This is a genomic window from Actinomadura roseirufa (assembly GCF_900659635.1).
Taxonomy (GTDB): domain Bacteria; phylum Actinomycetota; class Actinomycetes; order Streptosporangiales; family Streptosporangiaceae; genus Spirillospora; species Spirillospora roseirufa.
In genome coordinates this window covers 1-16164 of record NZ_CAACVB010000043.1, presented here as the reverse complement: position 1 = coordinate 16164, position 16164 = coordinate 1, and the positions used below count along the sequence as shown (strand labels likewise).

Below are 16164 nucleotides of genomic sequence, written 5' to 3'. Positions count from 1 at the left end.
GAAATGAACAGTGGATGAGCGCCACCCGACACTGGCGTGCGCCTGATCAATCAGGCACCAAGTCCCGCACATAACAACATTAACTCTTTCCCTTGACACATCGTTCCCGACCACAGTGTGACGTAAATCACTCTGACGTTCCGGACATGTCTTAGTGATCAACACTACATGGACAGAATTCGAATCGACCCACAGTTATTGACCGTATTCGTTGACCGAGCGTCACTGACCGAATCCATTCGCGCCTGTGCACGACCGGCTACGCTCTCCCCTTTTTCGACATGCGGAACCATCGCCGCGACCCTCACGTCCGAGCCAGGGGTTTCTGGACGCCGGTCTGCCGTTCCGCTCTACCGTGCCGCCGATGATTCGCCGCGTTCGACCCCGGACGACGTTGCCGGGGGCATCCGGCGGCACCGCGGGCGATCGGGTCGTCCGGCGGCTCCGCTCCCCCCGTAAGCGGGCTCTGCCGGCCGCGCGCTCACCGCAGCTGACCGAGTACGTCCATTGAAACGAGCATCGGAATCCGCGTCCTCAGCGAGTTCCAGCAGATCAGCACGGCCTAGGGTGTCCCAGCCAGGAGCACGCTCCACACGGAGGTTGCTCCAGCCGTCCTTCTGGGGGCCATGTGTCGATCGCCGCCCACCGTGTCCCGCGACCCCCGCCGCACGTGCGCGTCCGGCAGCGCCCCGATGGGATGCCCCCGAGAGAGACCGACGCACACTTGTGGCACCCCTAACGCATCCCGTACCAGATCTCACGGAAGAGCGCCAGCATGGGCATCCGCCCCCGTCCAGCCGGACGCCTCCCATGGGAGACGCCCACCATGGCCCGCACCCGCCGCCAAGCCGGCCACACCCAGGAGAGCCTCGCCGCTCATCTCGGTGTCGAGCGCTCCACGATGGCCCGCTGGGGCGAGCCCAAGCCGCTCTCGTCTTCACCAGATTCGCGAACTGGATGGCACTATGGCCTCGATACAAAGAGGCATGCCAACACACCATAGAATCCTGCACGGATCCAGGGTCGCGGGACCGGCTGACAACGGAACTGAACTCCTTCGCCGAACTCAGACAGATCGGAAATGAATAGACCGGCACTCGAATACACGAGCGCGTGACGGGTGCATGAGATGCCTCGCGGCGGAAGGCGAGGTGTGGTGAGCGGGACGGGATTGTTCGTTGACGCCTTCTGATTCGGTCAGTCGCGGTCGGACCAGTAGACGGGGGACGGGATCGCGCCGGACGGGCCGTTGATCATCAGTTTGCGTTCTCCGTGCAGGCCGTGCCTGCGCAGGGCGCCCGCGAACTCGCCGTCGAGCACGAACGCGCCGTAGACGGCGGGGGCGTCCATCACGGTGTACCTCCCCTCGGCGTCGAGGTAGGCGACCCGCTCGTGGTCGGGCCGCACCAGCTCCTGGAGCAGCCAGGGGACGCCGTCGTCCGCCAGTGCCTCGTCGATCTCGGCCGCCCACTCCGCGGGCCCGGTCTCCCGGCCGATCAGAACGCCCTTCCCGCGCCCGCCGAGCGCCGGTTTCAGCACGAGGTCCTCCCGCTTCTCCAGCGCCCAGCGGGGCAGGTCCACGCTGTCGCCGCGCCACACCGTTCGACGCTCCTCCAGGACGCGCGTCCAGGGGATCGCCCGGCCGAGCCGCGCGGCGAGACCCGGCGGCAGCCCGTCGGTGAAGCGCTCGTCGGACAGGGCGGCCAGGGTCGCCTTCGTGCCGAGGTACTCCCCCCACGGGCTGGTCAGGAACGTCACGCCCCGCCGCCGGGTCGCCGCGACGATCCTGAAGTACTCGGCGACCTCGTCCGGCCGGCCGACGTCGGGCAGGAAGATCCGCAGGACGAGGCCCACCCTGCGGCCGTGGGCGACGATGCCGTCCGCCGTCTCCTCCAGGTCCTCGGCGTGGACCAGGTCGGCGGTGAGCCCCAGCCGGCCGAGTTCGCGCGCGAGGGCCGTGTAGTACCAGAGGCCGGAGTCGGGATGGTCCGGCTGCTCGCTCTCCCACGCGTAGAACGAGATCGCGATCAGGTCGTCCTCGCGGGTCAGGTAGCGGCGCAGGAGGTCGGCGTAGCGGCCCATGACGAACCTGGGGCGCTCGGCCGCCGCGAAGCACGGCAGCAGCCGCGGGTCCCGGTGCGTCCGCAGGAGCAGGTCGTTCACGGCGAACAGGCCCGCGGTGGACCCGGCGTTGACGTCGACGATCTTCGGTGCGCCCCGGTCGACGATGACGTCGGGCCTGGCGATCAGCGCCCACTGCTGTTCGGGCGCCGCCTCCCACAGCGGGACGAGGTGCTCGGGGAGCCGGAGCGCCTCGGCCATCCGGGGGACCGAGCGGCCCAGCCCGGCGACGAACGCGTCCACGCCCTCGGCGAAGGCCCGCCAGGTCCCGGCCATCGCCCGGCGGGCCGCCCCGGTCATGCGCGCCTGCGACAGCGCGAAGGCGTACGGGAGCGGGAATCGGTCGAGCTCCGCCGTCGCCAGCGCGAGTTCGCCGGCGCCGATCGGCTGTTCTGGAAGGGCGGTCGTCATCGGGCGCTCGTCTCCCTCGATCATGGGCCTGCCGGTCATGGGCGCGCCGCTCCGGCTCCGGTGAGCGGGGCGGCGGATCCGCGCGGGTGCGGGTAGTGCGGCGAGCGGTCCTGGAAGGCCAGGATGGCCGGGTTCTGGACGACGCCGTCGCGGACGTCGACGGCGGGGCCGATGACCGGGTCGGCGTCCCATGCCGACGGCCCGGCGAGGACCGTGCCGAGGTGCGGCAGCAGCGCCCGGCTGATCTCCCGGGTGGCGGAGTCCCACAGGTAGGACGCGCTGTGGTCGACGCCGTAGTAGCGGACGCCGTCGCCGACCGTGAACATCGGCTCGGTGAACGTGGTCGGCGCCGCCCAGTCGAACCCCATCCCGGTGTCGAGCGAGACGTCGACGACGAGCGTGCCGGGCGCGAAGGCGGGCAGGTCGCGCGCGGTGGCGAACATCAGCGGCGCGCCGGTGTCCTGCAGGACGCAGTTGACGACGATGTCGTGCCGCGCGAGGAAGGCCGCCATCGGCTCCGGGTCTCCGCCGGCGAACACCCGGGCCCGGTCCGGCCGGTCCGGGTCGCGGTCGAAGTGGACGATGCGCGCCGAGTGGATCGGCGCGGCGACCGCGGTGACCTCTCGGCGGGTCAGGACGTCGATGTCGTGGACGCCGTGCGCGTTGAGCGCCGTGATCGCGCCGCGCGCGGTGGCGCCGAAGCTGATCACGGCGGCTCGCAGCCGGCGGCCGTAGACGCCGGTGACGCCGGTGAGCGACAGGGCGTGCAGCACCGAGCAGAAGCCCGCCAGCTCGTTGTTCTTGTGGAAGACGTGCGTGCCGGGGCCGCCCCCGGCGGGCCGGTGGTGCATCGCCTCGAAGGCGATCAGCGTGAGCCGGCGGTCCACGGCGTGCTGGACGATCTCGGGGTTCTGGACGCTGTGCGGCCACCCCCACAGGATCTGCCCCTTCCGCAGCTCCGCCAGGTCCGGCGCCGTCGGCTTGGGGTTGAGGACGACGTCGCATTCGGCGATGAGCCGCTCGCGGGGCAGCACCCCGGCGACGTGCGGCGCCAGCCGCTCGTCCGGGACGCCGAAGTGCTCCCCGTACCCGCGTTCGAGGAAGATCCGCGATCGCGTCGCGGCCTCGATCCGGTCCAGGTGCAGCGGGTGGATCGGCAGCCGCCGCTCGTTCTCCTTGCGCGAGCGCGCGATCACGCCGACCGTGAGGCGTTCCATGGGTTCTCCTCCCGTCGGGCTCGGTTGAGGTCGGTGAGTCCCGCGGCGGCCACCACGGGTTCGGTCTCGGCGAGGAGCGGGCCGGCGGGACGGTCCGGGGCCCGGGTCAGCTCGCGCAGGGACGCGATGTAGCCGGCCAGGAGCCCGCGGGCCGTTTCCGGCGGCAGGACGCCCGCCTGGCAGGTCATCCACCCGCTGAAAGGCCCTTCGTCCGGTTCGACGATGTCCAGGCAGAACTGGAAGCGCGTGCGGGCGGTCGGGAAGCCGGTGAGCCGGAACGACACGTCGCCGGGCTCGGTGGCCGGCGCGTCGCACAGCGAGCGCGGGATGATCTGCACGGCGGTCTGCGTCGTGCTGGCCGCGTCGCCGGGGAAGACCTCGTCCTCGATCAGCTGGAACGGCGTTTCCGCGTGCTCCAGCGCGTCGAGGAGCGCCTCGTGCGCCCGGTCGGCGAGATCCTCCAGCGTCGCCGCGGGGCCGGCCGGCACGCGGAGCAGGAGGCGGTTGTTGAACAGCCCGACGAGGGGCTCGTGCGCGGGCTTGTGGCGTCCCGCGTAGGGGACGGTGACGAGCAGTTCGGGCACGCCGGTCAGCCGCGCGAGGAAGGCCGCCGCCGCCGCGAGCGCGACGCAGGTGGTCCCGGTTCCGAGCGCGGCGGCCGTCCGCCGCAGGTCATCGCTCACCGAGGCGGGGAGGGTGAACGGGATGGTCAGGCCCGTCGTGTCCGGTGACGGCGGGCCGAGCTCCAGCCGGCAGGACGCGCCGCCGAGCCGGGCCCGCCACCAGCCGAGGCCGCCGCCGGGATCGGGGTTCTCGTGACAGTCGTCGACGTGCGCGGCCCACACGGCGTCCCACTGGTCGCGCGGCGGGGTGACGCCGCGCGAGAGCATCCGGTAGCGGTCCCGCAGCTCGGTGACGAGCACGCCCAGGCTCCACCCGTCGGCGACGACATGGCTCAGGGTGAGGTACAGGTCGTGGCCCTCCGGTCCCAGGGCCACGAGGACGGCGCGCAGCGGCCAGTCGGTCGCGAGGTCGACCGGGGCGGCCAGTTCCCGCGCGGCGATGAGGGCGCGCCGGTCCGCCCGCTCTCCGGCGGGCAGGCCGGTCAGGTCGACGACCTCCAGCGGGTAGGGGTCGGGCACCGTCCGGAGGGTCGCCAGCGGGGCGCCGTCCGGGCCGGGCGTGATGCGGGTGCGCAGCGGAGCGTGCCGGTGGACCGCGCCGGACAGGGCGCGGGCGAGCAGGCCCGGGTCGGTTCCGGCGGGCACCCGGTAGATCGGTGACATGAAGCCGCTGCGCCAGCCGTCCGCGCGGGCGGCGGCCCAGCGGCGCTCCTGGCCGGGCGTCAGCCGGAGCGCCGGCTCGCCGCCGGGCGGGCGGGCGGCGGGCGCGGGCGCCGCGGGCACGGTGGGCACTTCGGCCGGGATGGGCACCGTGGGCATGGGACGGTTCATGAGGCCGCCTCCCGCCCCGCGTCGTCGATGACCGCCGGCCGGCAGCGTTCGACGATGCCGGCGAAGGTCGGCGAGCCGAGGATCTGGCGCAGTGTCAGGCGCCGGCCGAGGGCGTGCTCCAGCCGGTTGACGAGCCGGACGGCGAGGAGCGAGTGCCCGGCGGACTCGAAGAAGTTGTCGGCCCGGTCCGCCGGTGCCGCGCCGAGGAGGTCCGCCCACACGCGGGCGACCGTGGCCTCGACGGGGTCGGCGGGGGTGAAGCCCCGCCGGGTCTCCTGCCGGACGCTCGCCAGCCGGGCACCGAGCGAGGTGCGGTCCAGCTTGCCGTTGGGGCCGAGCGGAAGGTCCGGGAGGACGGTCACCCTGGCGGGGACCATGTAGTCGGGCAGCCGGTCCCGGGCGAAGGCGCGCAGGGCCGCCGGGTCGATCTCGCCGTCCGCCGTCACGCCCGCCGTCAGACGGGGGTCGTCCGGTCCTCCGGTGAGACAGGCCCCGGCGCCGGTGACGCCGGGGGCGGCCCGCAGGGTGGCCTCGATCTCCTCCAGCTCGACCCGGTAGCCGCGGACCTTCACCTGGTTGTCCATCCGGCCGACGATCTCCAGGTCGCCGGTCGGCAGGACCCGCCCACGGTCGCCGGTGCGGTACGCGGGCGTCCCGTCGGCGGCGGCCGTGAAGCCGCCCGCTTCCCCGGCGCCGACGTAGCCCAGCGCCAGCGGCGGTCCCGAGATCCACACCTCACCGGCCGCGCCGGGCGGGAGCCTGCGGCCGAACCGGTCGAGCACGGTGATCGACGCGCCGGCCACCGGCGTCCCGACCGGGACCCGCCGGGCGCCCGGATCCAGCGCGGCGGTGTCGTAGGCCGCGACGTTCGACGACGTCTCGGTCATGCCGTACAGGTTCAGGAGCGTGGTCGCGGGGAAGGCGCGCCGGAACCGCAGCACGGTCTCCACCTGGAGCGCGTCGGCTCCGTTGGTGACGAGGACGGGCTGATGGGCCAGGCGCCCGCGCCGTTCCACCTCGTCGAGGAGCCCGCCGATGATGTGCGGGGTGAGGAACAGGTGGGTGATGCGTTGGCGTTCGATCGCGTCGGCGAACAGGGCGGGGTCCAAGACCTCGTCCCGGTCCAGGACGACCGTCGGGACCCCCTTGAGGAGGCCGCCCAGCATCTCCCAGGGCGCGGCGACCAGGGAGACGGACTTGTGCGAGGCCATCACCGCGCCCTGCGGGAAGGGGTGGTCGCGCCACATCCATTCCAGCCGGTTCAGGACGGACGCGTAACCGACCCGCACCCCTTTGGGGGCACCCGTCGTACCCGAGGTGTAGACGACCTGGAAGACCCGGGACGCGTCCGCCGCGTCCACCTCGTCCGCCGGACCGTCGATGGCGGGAGCGTCCGCCACCGGCCCGTCCGGGACGGGACCGAGCCGTACCCGAGGCGCGTCCAGTGTCGGGAACCGGTCGAGGCCGGGCTCGGCCAGGACGCAGTCCGGCGCGGTCTCCTGGATCATCCGGCGCTGGCGGCGGGACGGGACGGCCGGGTCGAGGCCGAGGAACCCGGCGCCCGCCTTCAGCACGGCCAGCACACCCGCGATCGCGGCCGGGCCCCGGTCGGCGGCCAGCGCGACGAGGCCCCCTGGGCGGACGCCCCGGTCCATGAGGAGGGCGGCGAGGCGTCCGCTCCACAGGTCCAGTTCCTTGTAGGTCGTGACCTGGTCGCCGTGGATCAGGGCCGGGGCCCCGGGCCCCGCGGCCACCCGCGCGGCGAACAGGGTGAGGAAGGGCGACTCCGGGCGGGTCGTGCCCTCGGTCGAAGTTCCGGTGGTCGCTTTACTGGTGCTCGCTGTACTGGTGGTGGTGGTGATGGGCGGCATCGGTCTCATGCTCCGATCGTTGTCTCGGCCTGGGCCCGCGACTCGGACGACGGTCCGGGCAGCAGGTCCAGGGCGCGGATGTGGGTCTCGGGCGAGTCGACCAGGGCGCGCAGGGCCAGCAGGGTGCTGTCCAGGACGTTGCGCGCGGTGGCGGTGTCCAGGAGTTCCCGCTGGTGGCTGAACTGGACGAGCAGGGCGTCCGGGCCGTGAGGCTGGACGTAGAGGGCGCAGTCGTACTTGGTGAAGCCGGTGTCGAGCTCGACGAAGCGGAAGGAGACACCGTCCGCGGCCGCGTCCCGCGCCGGGTAGGCGAGCATGTTGATCATGGTTTGGAAGACCGGGGTCACGGCCTCGCTGCGCGAGGCGGCCGTGAGGTGGCGCAGCGTCCATCCGAAGGGGTGGTCGGCCGCGGCGCAGGCGTCCAGGACGAGGTCGCGGACCGTCCCGGTGAAGGACGCGAGCGTCGCGCCGTCGTCGATCCGCACCCGCAGCGGCAGCATCGCGAGCATGAAGGCCGGCACGCCGGCCTGCTCGGGCCGCTCCCGGTTGGCCATCGGCGCGCCGATCACGACCTCGTCGGCGTCGGCGTAGTAGGTCAGGGCCAGCGCGTACGCGGCGAGCAGCAGCACGAACGGGGTGCATCCGGCGCGCGCGGCGGCGGCGCGGAGCCGCCCGGACGCGTCGGCGCCGACGACGGCCTCGACGATCCCGCCCCGGTACGTCGGCCGTGCTGGGCGCGGGTTCCCGGCGATGTCGAGGACCGGGAGCTCTCCGGCCAGGCGCCGCCGCCAGTAGGCGCCGGCCTCGGCGACCTCGGGCGTCCGCAGCAGGTCCGCGTGCCAGTCGAGGTACCGGTCGTAGCGCCCGGCCCGTTCGGGGTCGGGGGCGGCGCCGGGACGGGCGGTCCGCTCGTACAGGTCGGCGAGGCGCTGGAAGAGCACGGTCGCGCCCCAGCCGTCCAGCAGGATCTCGTGCATGGTCACCAGCAGCCGGTGCTCTCCCCCGCCGAAGGCGAACAGCCGGGCCCGTAGCGACGGTCCCCCGGTGAGGTCGAACGGCCGCGCCGCCTCGGCGGTGGCATGGTCGCGGTGGACGCGGGCGCGCTCGCCGGGCGGGAGGCCGCTCAGGTCTTCGGCCGCCGGGAACGGGACGTCCCAGTGCGGGTACTGGTGGGCCGGCTCGCCGTCCTCCTCCGTGAAGCGGGCGAGCAGCAGCGGGTTCTCCTGGAGCAGCAGGTCCCAGGCCCGCGCCAGCCTGCCGAGGTCCAGCGGCCCGTCCATGACGAGGCTTCCCTGGTAGCTGTAGTACGGGCTGTCCGGGTCGAGGCGCCCGGCGGGCACTCGGGCGACTACGCCGCCGTCCGGCCGGTGCCCACGCCCGCGACGACCGCGGGCCCGCCGCCCCGGCTGCTCGGCCGCAAACGCCGTCAGGTCGACCGCTGATCTCCGCCTGACCGATCGCCAGGGCCACGCGACCAGCTCACAGGGGCACCAGACCGGCTCACATCGGGAGCAATCGGCCCGCCGCCACGGCCTGGAGCTTGTCGGGGTTGGCGACCAGGTGGATCTCGCCGATCCGGCCGTCCTCGTCCACGGACACGGTGACCGTGCTGATCGGGCCGTTCGGACCGTCCACGATCAGGGCGGGCTCGCCGTTGAGGTGGACGGCGCGCAGGCGCATGTCCTGGGGTTCGACGCCCGCGTAGGGGGTGTTCGCGACCGCGGCGAACCAGCGGCCGACCTTGTCGGCGCCGAGGATCCCGCGCCGGGCGGCGCGGACCTTGCCGCCGCCGTCCGTCCACAGGGTCACGTCCGGGGCCAGGACCTCCATGAGCCGGTTGATGTCGCCGCCGAGCACCGCGTCCAGGAACCGCTCGGTGACGGCCCGGCGCTCGGCGCCGCCCGCCGCGAACCGGGACCGCCGCGACCGCACGTGCCGGCGGGCGCGGGTACCGAGCTGGCGGACCGACGCCTCGGTGCGGTCGAGGGCCCGGCCGATCTCCGCGTACGGGTAGCCGAAGACGTCCTTGAGGACGAACACGACGCGTTCCAGCGGGCTCAGGGTCTCCAGCACGACGAGCATCGCCATCGACACCGACTCCGACAGCTCGGCGTCCTCGGCCACGTCCGGTGAGGTGAGCATGGGCTCGGGCAGCCACGGGCCGACGTAGGTCTCGCGCTGCGCCCGCGCCGAGCGGAGCCGGTCCAGCGCGACGTTGGTGGTGATCCGGACGAGGTAGGCCTTGGGGTCGGCGACGTCCGAGCGGTCCGCGGCGGACCAGCGCAGCCAGGTGTCCTGGACGGCGTCCTCGGCGTCGGCGGCGGTGCCGAGCATGCGGTACGCCACGGCGAACAGCAGGCCGCGATGCTCCTCGTAGGGCCCGGCGAGGGCGGCGCCGGAGGTGCGCCCGGACGGCTCGCTCATGTCCGTCAGCCTTTCACGGCGGTTCGCGGAAGCCCGCCCCACCCTCGTGGACGCGGCGTCCCGGGGCGGCGGGACACCCGCCCGTCACGTCCGGTATGTGACGTTCGCCGCACCCGCCGCGGCCCGGATGAGCTGCATGATCACGGGTAGTGTCCCCTGCATGAGCGGACCTCCGACGCGGGTGTTCATCGCCCGCCTGGCCGGGATCGCGGTGTTCGACCCCGCCGGTGACCAGGTCGGCAGGGTCCGCGACGTCGTGGTCGCGCTGCGCCTGGCCGGCCGCCCCCCGCGCGTGCTCGGCCTGGTGGTGGAGGTCGCGCCGCGCCGGCCGGTGTTCCTGCCGATCACCCGGGTGACCGTGATCGAGGCGGACGCGATCATCTTCGACGGGCGGCTGAACGTGCGCCGGTTCAGCAAGCGCGAGTCGGAGACGCTCGTGATCGCCGAGATGCTCGACCGGACCGTCCGGCTCCGCGACGGCGGCGACGCGGTGTCGGTGGTGGACGTGGCGATGGAGCGGACCCGCACGCGCGACTGGCTGGTCGGCAAGGTCGCCGTCCGCCGCGGCACCGGGCGCGGGCTGCGCCGCCGCGGCGAGAGCCTCGTCGTCGACTGGGACGCGGTGGAGGGGTTCTCCGCCGTCGAGCACGGGCAGGGCGCCGCCGGGCTGATCGCCGCGTTCGAGCGGATGAAGCCCGCCGACCTCGCCAACATCGTCCACGAGCTGCCGGAGAAGCGGCGCACCGAGGTCGCGGTGGCGCTGGACGACGAGCGCCTCGCCGACGTCCTGGAGGAGCTCCCCGAGGACGACCAGATCGAGATCCTCGGCAACCTGGAGGTGGACCGCGCCGCCGACGTGCTGGAGGCCATGGGCCCCGACGACGCCGCCGACCTGCTCGGCGAGCTGCCCCCCGAGCAGCGCGAGCGGCTGCTGACGCTGATGGAGCCGCAGGACGCGGCGCCGGTGCGGCGGCTGCTGAGCTACGCCGACCGGACGGCGGGCGGGCTGATGACCACCGATCCCGTCATCGTCCCGCCGGACGCGACCGTCGCCGAGACGCTCGCCCAGATCCGCAACCCCGACCTGAACCCGGCGCTGGCCGCGCAGGTGTACGTGTGCCGCCCGCCGACCGCGACCCCGACCGGCCGCTACCTCGGCACGGTGCACTTCCAGCGGCTGCTGCGCGAGCCGCCGCCGGCGCTGGTCAGCGGCATCGTGGACGCCGAGCTGGACCCGCTGCGCCCGACGATGTCGCTGGAGGCCGTCGCGATGTTCCTGGCGACCTACAACCTGGTCGCCGGCGCCGTCGTGGACGACGACGGCCACCTGCTGGGATCGGTGACCATCGACGACGTCCTCGACCACCTGCTGCCCGAGGACTGGCGGGAGAGCGTGATGGAGGCCGCCGCCGAGGTGTCCTCCGATCCCGAGGAAGAGGCCCTGCGGGGCTCCGAGGGGACGACATGACCACACGCCTGGACCAGCCGCGCGAGATCCGCCGCACGTTCGTGCCGCGGCCGTCCTACGACCCGGAGTCGTTCGGGCGCCTGTCGGAGCGCATCGCCCGGTTCCTGGGCACCGCCCGGTTCCTCGTCTACATGACGGTGTTCGTGGCCGTGTGGATCCTGTGGAACCTGCTGGCCCCCGCCTCGCTCAAGTTCGACCCGTACCCGTTCATCTTCCTGACCCTGATGCTGTCCCTGCAGGCGTCCTACGCCGCGCCGCTGATCCTGCTCGCCCAGAACCGGCAGGACGACCGCGACCGCGTCCAGTACGAGCAGGACCGCGCCCGCAACGAGCGCAGCATCGCCGACACCGAGTACCTGACCCGGGAGATCGCCGGGCTGCGGCTGGCGTTGAGCGAGGTCGCCACCCGGGACTTCCTGCGCTCGGAGCTCCAGCAGATGCTCCGGGACCTGGACGAGCGGGACCACCACTCCGCGATCTCCTGACGTCGTCCTTCCCTTTCCCGGTTCATTCTCCGGCCCGGCCATTGTCACCAACGGTCACACTGGCCTTTCATTGCGTGCGGACCGCTCACCGGAACATCGGTTTCCAGGGCGCCCGGAGCCCTGCTCTACTCGAAACCGGAAAGGCCGCCTCAGAATGGCGCGGCCTGAAATTCGCGGCAATTACAGCGGCCCGCCGGGACCAGGCGGCCCGCCGATGCCGCGCGACGGATCGAGGAGCGAACATGCCATTCGTCAATCGCCGGGGAACCGGCCGCCGCGGGATCCGCGCGGCCGTCCTGACCGCCGCCGCGGTCGCCGGCCTGGCCACCTGGACGAGCACCGGAGCGACGGCCGCGACGGCGGCGCCCTCTCCGGCTCCCGCCGCGGCCCCGGCCCGGCCGAACTGCGTGGTGCACCTGTCGCGGGGCGGCGCCGAGGACTGCTACGCGACCGCGGACGAGGCGATCGCGGACGCCACCAACGGCCGGGTCACCGCCGGGCCGCGGAACGGGTCGGCGAGCGAGCAGCGGGCGTTCGGACGCCGGCTGGAGGCCGCGGCGGGCCGGCGGAACGCCGTCCGCGCCGGGGCCGGCGGCACGCTGATCGGAATCGAGTACGAACACGACTTCTGGCAGGCCGACAACGGCCGGAAATGGTACGTCGAGGTCGACTACGGCTGCGACGGCGACGTCGGCACCACCGAATGGGAGGTCCGCACCCTGGGCGGCAACTGGTGGAACGACGAGATCTCGTCGGCCAGGACCTACGCCAACTGCCAGGTCCGGCATTTCGAGCACTCGGACTTCAACGGCCGGTACAGCGAGTTCACGACGTGGAACCCGAACCTGGACCTGGTGGGGCTCAACGACATGACCTCGTCCCTGCGCTGGAACTGACGCGCACGGCGCCCTGAACGCGCCGTCCCGAGGCTGAGTTCCGCACACTGAGGGAGGCCGGTACCGGAACCCGTTCCGGCGCCGGCCTCGGCTCACGCCGGGGCGGGGGCGGGCGGCGGGTCGTCGGCCAGCTTGGCGAGGATGTGCCCGAACACGCGCAGGTCGGCCTCGTCCAGCCTGCTCAGCACGTAGTCGCGGACGCCCTGGCGGTAGGTGGGGGTGGCGGCGTCCAGGCGGTCCCGGCCCGCCGCCGTGAGGACGGCGTAGAGCCCGCGCGCGTCGCTGGAGCAGGACTCCCGGGCCACCAGGCCCTCCCGCTGCAGCCGGTCGACCAGCCGGGTCAGGCCGCTGCGCGACAGCAGCACCCGGTCGGCCAGGTCGTTCATCCGGAGCCGCCCCTCCGGGGCGTCGCCGAGGTGGGTGAGCACGTCGTAGGAGCCCAGCGCGAGATCATGGTCGGCGAGCAGGTCGCCCTGCAGCCGCCGCGAGATCCGCGCCTGGGCGCGCAGCATCGCGCGCCAGGCGGTCAGCTCGGCGGCGGAGACGGCACCGGACGGCCTGGAGGCCGGAGAAGCGGCCGGAGAGGCGGCCGGAACGGCCGGCGGGAGACCGGCGGGCGGGAGGGCGCCGGGCGGGGAGGGGACGGCCGCGAGGGCGCCGGACGCGAGGGTGCTGGGCGGCGTGGTCACGTGCCGATCGTACGGGCGGGCGGCGCGCGCGGTGGGGACGGACACCCTGATTGGCCGGGCGGGCCACGAAGTTCATACCATGGGTCCATGGCCTCCCAGTTGACGACCGAGCAGGTGACCGCGGCGCTCGCCACGGTGAACGATCCTGAGATCCGCAAGCCCATCACCGAGCTCGACATGGTCAAGAGCGTCGACATCGGAGCCGACGGCGCCGTCCGGGTCGGCATCTACCTGACTGTGGCGGGCTGCCCGATGAAGGACACCCTGACCCGCTCCGTCACCGAGGCCGTGTCCCGGCTCGCCGGTGTCGCCTCCGTCGAGGTCGAGCTCGACGTGATGAGCGAGGAGCAGCGCAAGGCGCTGCAGACCAGGCTGCGCGGCGGCGAGCCCGCCAAGGAGATCCCGTTCGCCAAGCCGAACTCGCTGACCAAGGTGTACGCGGTCGCGAGCGGCAAGGGCGGGGTCGGCAAGTCCTCGGTGACGGTGAACCTGGCCGCGGCCCTCGCCGCGCAGGGCCGCAAGGTCGGTGTCGTGGACGCCGACATCTACGGCCACTCCGTGCCGCGCATGCTGGGCGTGGAGCACTCGCCCACCAAGGTCGAGGACATGATCATGCCGCCGTCGGCGCATGACGTGAAGGTCATCTCGGTGGGGATGTTCACCGCCGGGAACCAGCCCGTCGTGTGGCGCGGGCCCATGCTGCACCGGGCGCTGCAGCAGTTCCTCGCCGACGTCTACTGGGGCGACCTGGACATCCTGCTGATGGACCTGCCGCCGGGCACCGGCGACATCGCGATCTCCGTCGCGCAGCTGCTGCCGTCGGCGGAGATCCTGGTGGTCACCACCCCGCAGCAGGCCGCCGCCGAGGTCGCCGAGCGGGCCGGCGCCATCGCCGCGCAGACCCACCAGCAGGTCGTCGGCGTGATCGAGAACATGTCGTATCTGACCTGCGCGCACTGCGGGGAGCGGCAGGACATCTTCGGCTCCGGCGGCGGCCAGGCCGTCGCGGACGCGCTCACCCGCACGCTCGGGACCCGGGTGCCGCTGCTCGGCCAGGTCGAGATCGACCCGCGGCTGCGCGAGGGCGGCGACGCCGGCACGCCGCTCGTGCTCACCGACCCCGACGCCGGTGCCGCCAAGGAGCTGCGCATGATCGCCGACAAGCTCGCCGGCCGCAGCCGCGGCCTGGCCGGCATGTCGCTGGGCATCTCCCCCAAGGGCCGCTGACCGCCGGCGCCGCTCGGGAGCCCCCGGGCGGCGCACCGGCCGTCCACCCGGATCCGTGGCCGCATGCGGCCACGGATCGGCTCGGCCGGCGTGGTCCCGGACGAACAGGGTCGTTGACGGCCTGGCTTCAGCTCAGACGGCCCGATCTCCGCTGAGACGGCCTCGATGACGGCCTGGTCCCGGCCCGAACCGCGTCGTCGGCGGCTTGGACCCTGCTCAGGCGGCCCGGCTCCGGCTCAGGTGGCCTCGTTGTCGAACGGGGGGCGCTCGCCGTGGGCGAGCCCTCCGATGGGCGCGAAGGACGGCTCGTCGTCGAACAGGCCGCCGCTGGTGGGGAAGCCGTCGTCCGCGTCGTCGAACAGGTGCTTGCGGACGAACGTCTTCGGGTTGAGGTCGGCGATGTCGAAGTCCTTGAACTCCGGGCCGAGCCCTTCCTGAAGGTCCGCCTTGGCGTTGTTGGCCATCTCGCGGAACTGCCGCAGCATCCGGCCCGCCTGCCCGGCGACCTGCGGCAGCTTGTCGCCGAAGATGACCAAGGCGAGGACGACCAGCACCGCCATCTCGCCGAGTCCGACGTCGAACAACCCGTCCTCCACAAGCAGCAGGGGACCGGTCCTGCGCGGACCGGCCCCCTTAGCGTATCCCCAGCCCGGATGAACCGGACCTGAACATCCTTGCCCGTTCGTCCCCTATGTCTAGTCCGCGCTGAGCGTGACCTCGACCGTCGCGGGCTTCCCGCCGCGCTCGTAGGTGACCTTGACCCGGTCGCCGGGCGCCCGGCTGCGGATCTGCGCGATCAGATCGGTCGCGTCCTCGATCGGCTTGCCGTCCAGCTGCGTGATCACGTCGCCGGGCTTGAGGCCCGCCTTGTCGGCCGGGCCGTTCTTGGTCACCGGGTCCTGCCCGCCGACGCCCTGCTGCATGATCCGCGCGCCGCCCTGCTGGTAGCGGGGGTCGGGGAGCACGCCGAGCTTGGCCTGCTTGACGGTGCCGGTCCGGATGATCTCCTCGGCGACCCGGCGGCCCTGGTTGATCGGGATCGCGAAGCCGAGGCCGATGCTGCCGCCCTGGCTCTCGCCGCCCATCGACTGGCCGCTCAGCGTGGCGATCGCGGTGTTGATCCCGATCACCCGGCCGCTCGCGTCCACCAGCGGGCCGCCCGAGTTGCCGGGGTTGATCGCCGCGTCGGTCTGGATGGCGTTGAGGTAGGACGCGTCCGCGCCGCCCTCGCCGCGGGTCGGGACCGCGCGGTTGAGGGAGCTGACGATGCCGGTGGTGACCGAGCCCTGCAGGCCGAGCGGCGAGCCGATGGCGATCACCGGGTCGCCCACCGCGATCTTGGTGGAGTCGCCGACCTGCAACGCGGGCAGCGAGTGCTGTCCCTCGGGCTTGAGGACCGCGACGTCCGAGCTGGGGTCGGCGCCCTTGACGGTGGCGGGCAGCATCTTCTTGTCGTTGAACACGATCTGGATCTGCGAGCCGCCGCTCGCGGCCACCACGTGGTTGTTGGTGACCACGTAGCCGCCGTTGACGATGAAGCCGGTGCCGCCGACCTCGCCCTGCGAGGACTGCACGCGGATCATCACGACGCTCGGCAGCACCCGCCTGGCCACCCCCGCGATCGAGTCCGGCGGCCGGTTCGGGATCTTGGTGTCGCCGCCGTTCGAGCCGCCGCCGAGGCTCACCGCGCCGTTGTCGTCGTCACCGCCGGTGGCCATGACCGCGATCCCGGCGCCGACGGCCCCGGCCACCAGCGCGACGACCAGCGCCACCACTGCCAGCAGGCCGAGCCCCGGGCCGCCGCCCGAGGAGGACGGGATCGCGGGCACCGGCGCCCAGTTCGGGCCGCCGCCGGGCGGCGGCGGTGCACCGAACGCGCCCATGGGACGCGGGCCGCCGGG

13 protein-coding genes are annotated in these 16164 nt (G+C 73.2%); 4 read left to right on the top strand and 9 right to left on the bottom strand.

The genetic code is table 11. The features are described 5' to 3' along the window. Positions 1-1197 precede the first annotated feature (1197 nt). From E1291_RS12405 to E1291_RS12375, 6 genes are all read right to left on the bottom strand, one after another. Positions 1198-2571: an ATP-grasp domain-containing protein gene (locus E1291_RS12405; protein WP_131737918.1), complete on the bottom strand. Its 1374-nt coding sequence runs from the start codon at positions 2569-2571 to the stop codon at positions 1198-1200. Beyond that, the gene (locus E1291_RS12400; protein ID WP_131737917.1) at positions 2568-3749 is read right to left on the bottom strand and encodes a N(5)-(carboxyethyl)ornithine synthase; all 1182 of its coding nucleotides are present in this window, start codon (positions 3747-3749) and stop codon (positions 2568-2570) included. The genes E1291_RS12405 and E1291_RS12400 overlap by 4 nt, the downstream gene beginning before the upstream one ends. Next, positions 3725-5191, bottom strand: coding sequence for a condensation domain-containing protein (locus E1291_RS12395; RefSeq protein ID WP_165495087.1), 1467 nt, complete (start codon positions 5189-5191; stop codon positions 3725-3727). Before E1291_RS12395 ends, E1291_RS12400 begins: the two co-directional genes overlap by 25 nt. A gap of 8 nt (positions 5192-5199) precedes the next feature. Further along, positions 5200-7074, bottom strand: coding sequence for a non-ribosomal peptide synthetase (locus tag E1291_RS12390; protein WP_165495086.1), 1875 nt, complete (start codon positions 7072-7074; stop codon positions 5200-5202). A 5-nt stretch (positions 7075-7079) separates the two neighbouring features. Next, positions 7080-8414, bottom strand: a complete 1335-nt coding sequence (locus E1291_RS12385) for a condensation domain-containing protein (protein WP_165495085.1) — start codon at positions 8412-8414, stop codon at positions 7080-7082. A gap of 160 nt (positions 8415-8574) precedes the next feature. Continuing rightward, positions 8575-9498 carry an RNA polymerase sigma-70 factor gene (locus E1291_RS12375; protein WP_131737912.1) on the bottom strand — a complete coding sequence of 308 codons (924 nt, stop codon included), beginning with the start codon at positions 9496-9498 and terminating at the stop codon, positions 8575-8577. A 160-nt stretch (positions 9499-9658) separates the two neighbouring features. Between E1291_RS12375 and E1291_RS12370 the strand changes: the two genes are divergently transcribed. The 3 genes from E1291_RS12370 to E1291_RS12360 all read left to right on the top strand — a co-directional run bounded on the left by E1291_RS12370 (position 9659) and on the right by E1291_RS12360 (position 12347). After that, the gene (locus E1291_RS12370) at positions 9659-10966 is read left to right on the top strand and encodes a magnesium transporter MgtE N-terminal domain-containing protein (protein WP_242614111.1); all 1308 of its coding nucleotides are present in this window, start codon (positions 9659-9661) and stop codon (positions 10964-10966) included. After that, positions 10963-11451 (top strand): DUF1003 domain-containing protein, encoded by a 489-nt coding sequence (locus E1291_RS12365; protein WP_131737911.1) that lies wholly within the window; start codon positions 10963-10965, stop codon positions 11449-11451. The genes E1291_RS12370 and E1291_RS12365 overlap by 4 nt, the downstream gene beginning before the upstream one ends. Positions 11452-11693: 242 nt before the next feature. Further along, complete coding sequence (locus E1291_RS12360) at positions 11694-12347, top strand: beta/gamma crystallin domain-containing protein (protein ID WP_131737910.1); 654 nt, start codon at positions 11694-11696, stop codon at positions 12345-12347. A 92-nt stretch (positions 12348-12439) separates the two neighbouring features. On the opposite strand, the gene E1291_RS12355 is transcribed toward E1291_RS12360, so the two are convergent. Next, positions 12440-13036 carry a MarR family winged helix-turn-helix transcriptional regulator gene (locus E1291_RS12355; protein ID WP_242614110.1) on the bottom strand — a complete coding sequence of 199 codons (597 nt, stop codon included), beginning with the start codon at positions 13034-13036 and terminating at the stop codon, positions 12440-12442. 87 nt (positions 13037-13123) lie between these two features. Here E1291_RS12355 and E1291_RS12350 point away from each other — a divergent pair, with 87 nt between their 5' ends. After that, positions 13124-14263 carry an Mrp/NBP35 family ATP-binding protein gene (locus E1291_RS12350; RefSeq protein WP_131737909.1) on the top strand — a complete coding sequence of 380 codons (1140 nt, stop codon included), beginning with the start codon at positions 13124-13126 and terminating at the stop codon, positions 14261-14263. Between the two features lie 236 nt (positions 14264-14499). Here the strand turns inward: E1291_RS12350 and E1291_RS12345 are convergent, their stop codons facing one another. Together E1291_RS12345 and E1291_RS12340 are read right to left on the bottom strand one after the other, a co-directional pair. Continuing rightward, positions 14500-14847, bottom strand: coding sequence for a sec-independent translocase (locus tag E1291_RS12345; RefSeq protein ID WP_131737908.1), 348 nt, complete (start codon positions 14845-14847; stop codon positions 14500-14502). 111 nt (positions 14848-14958) lie between these two features. After that, positions 14959-16164 (bottom strand): S1C family serine protease (locus E1291_RS12340; protein ID WP_131737907.1); only part of this gene is annotated, 1206 nt, incomplete at its 5' end.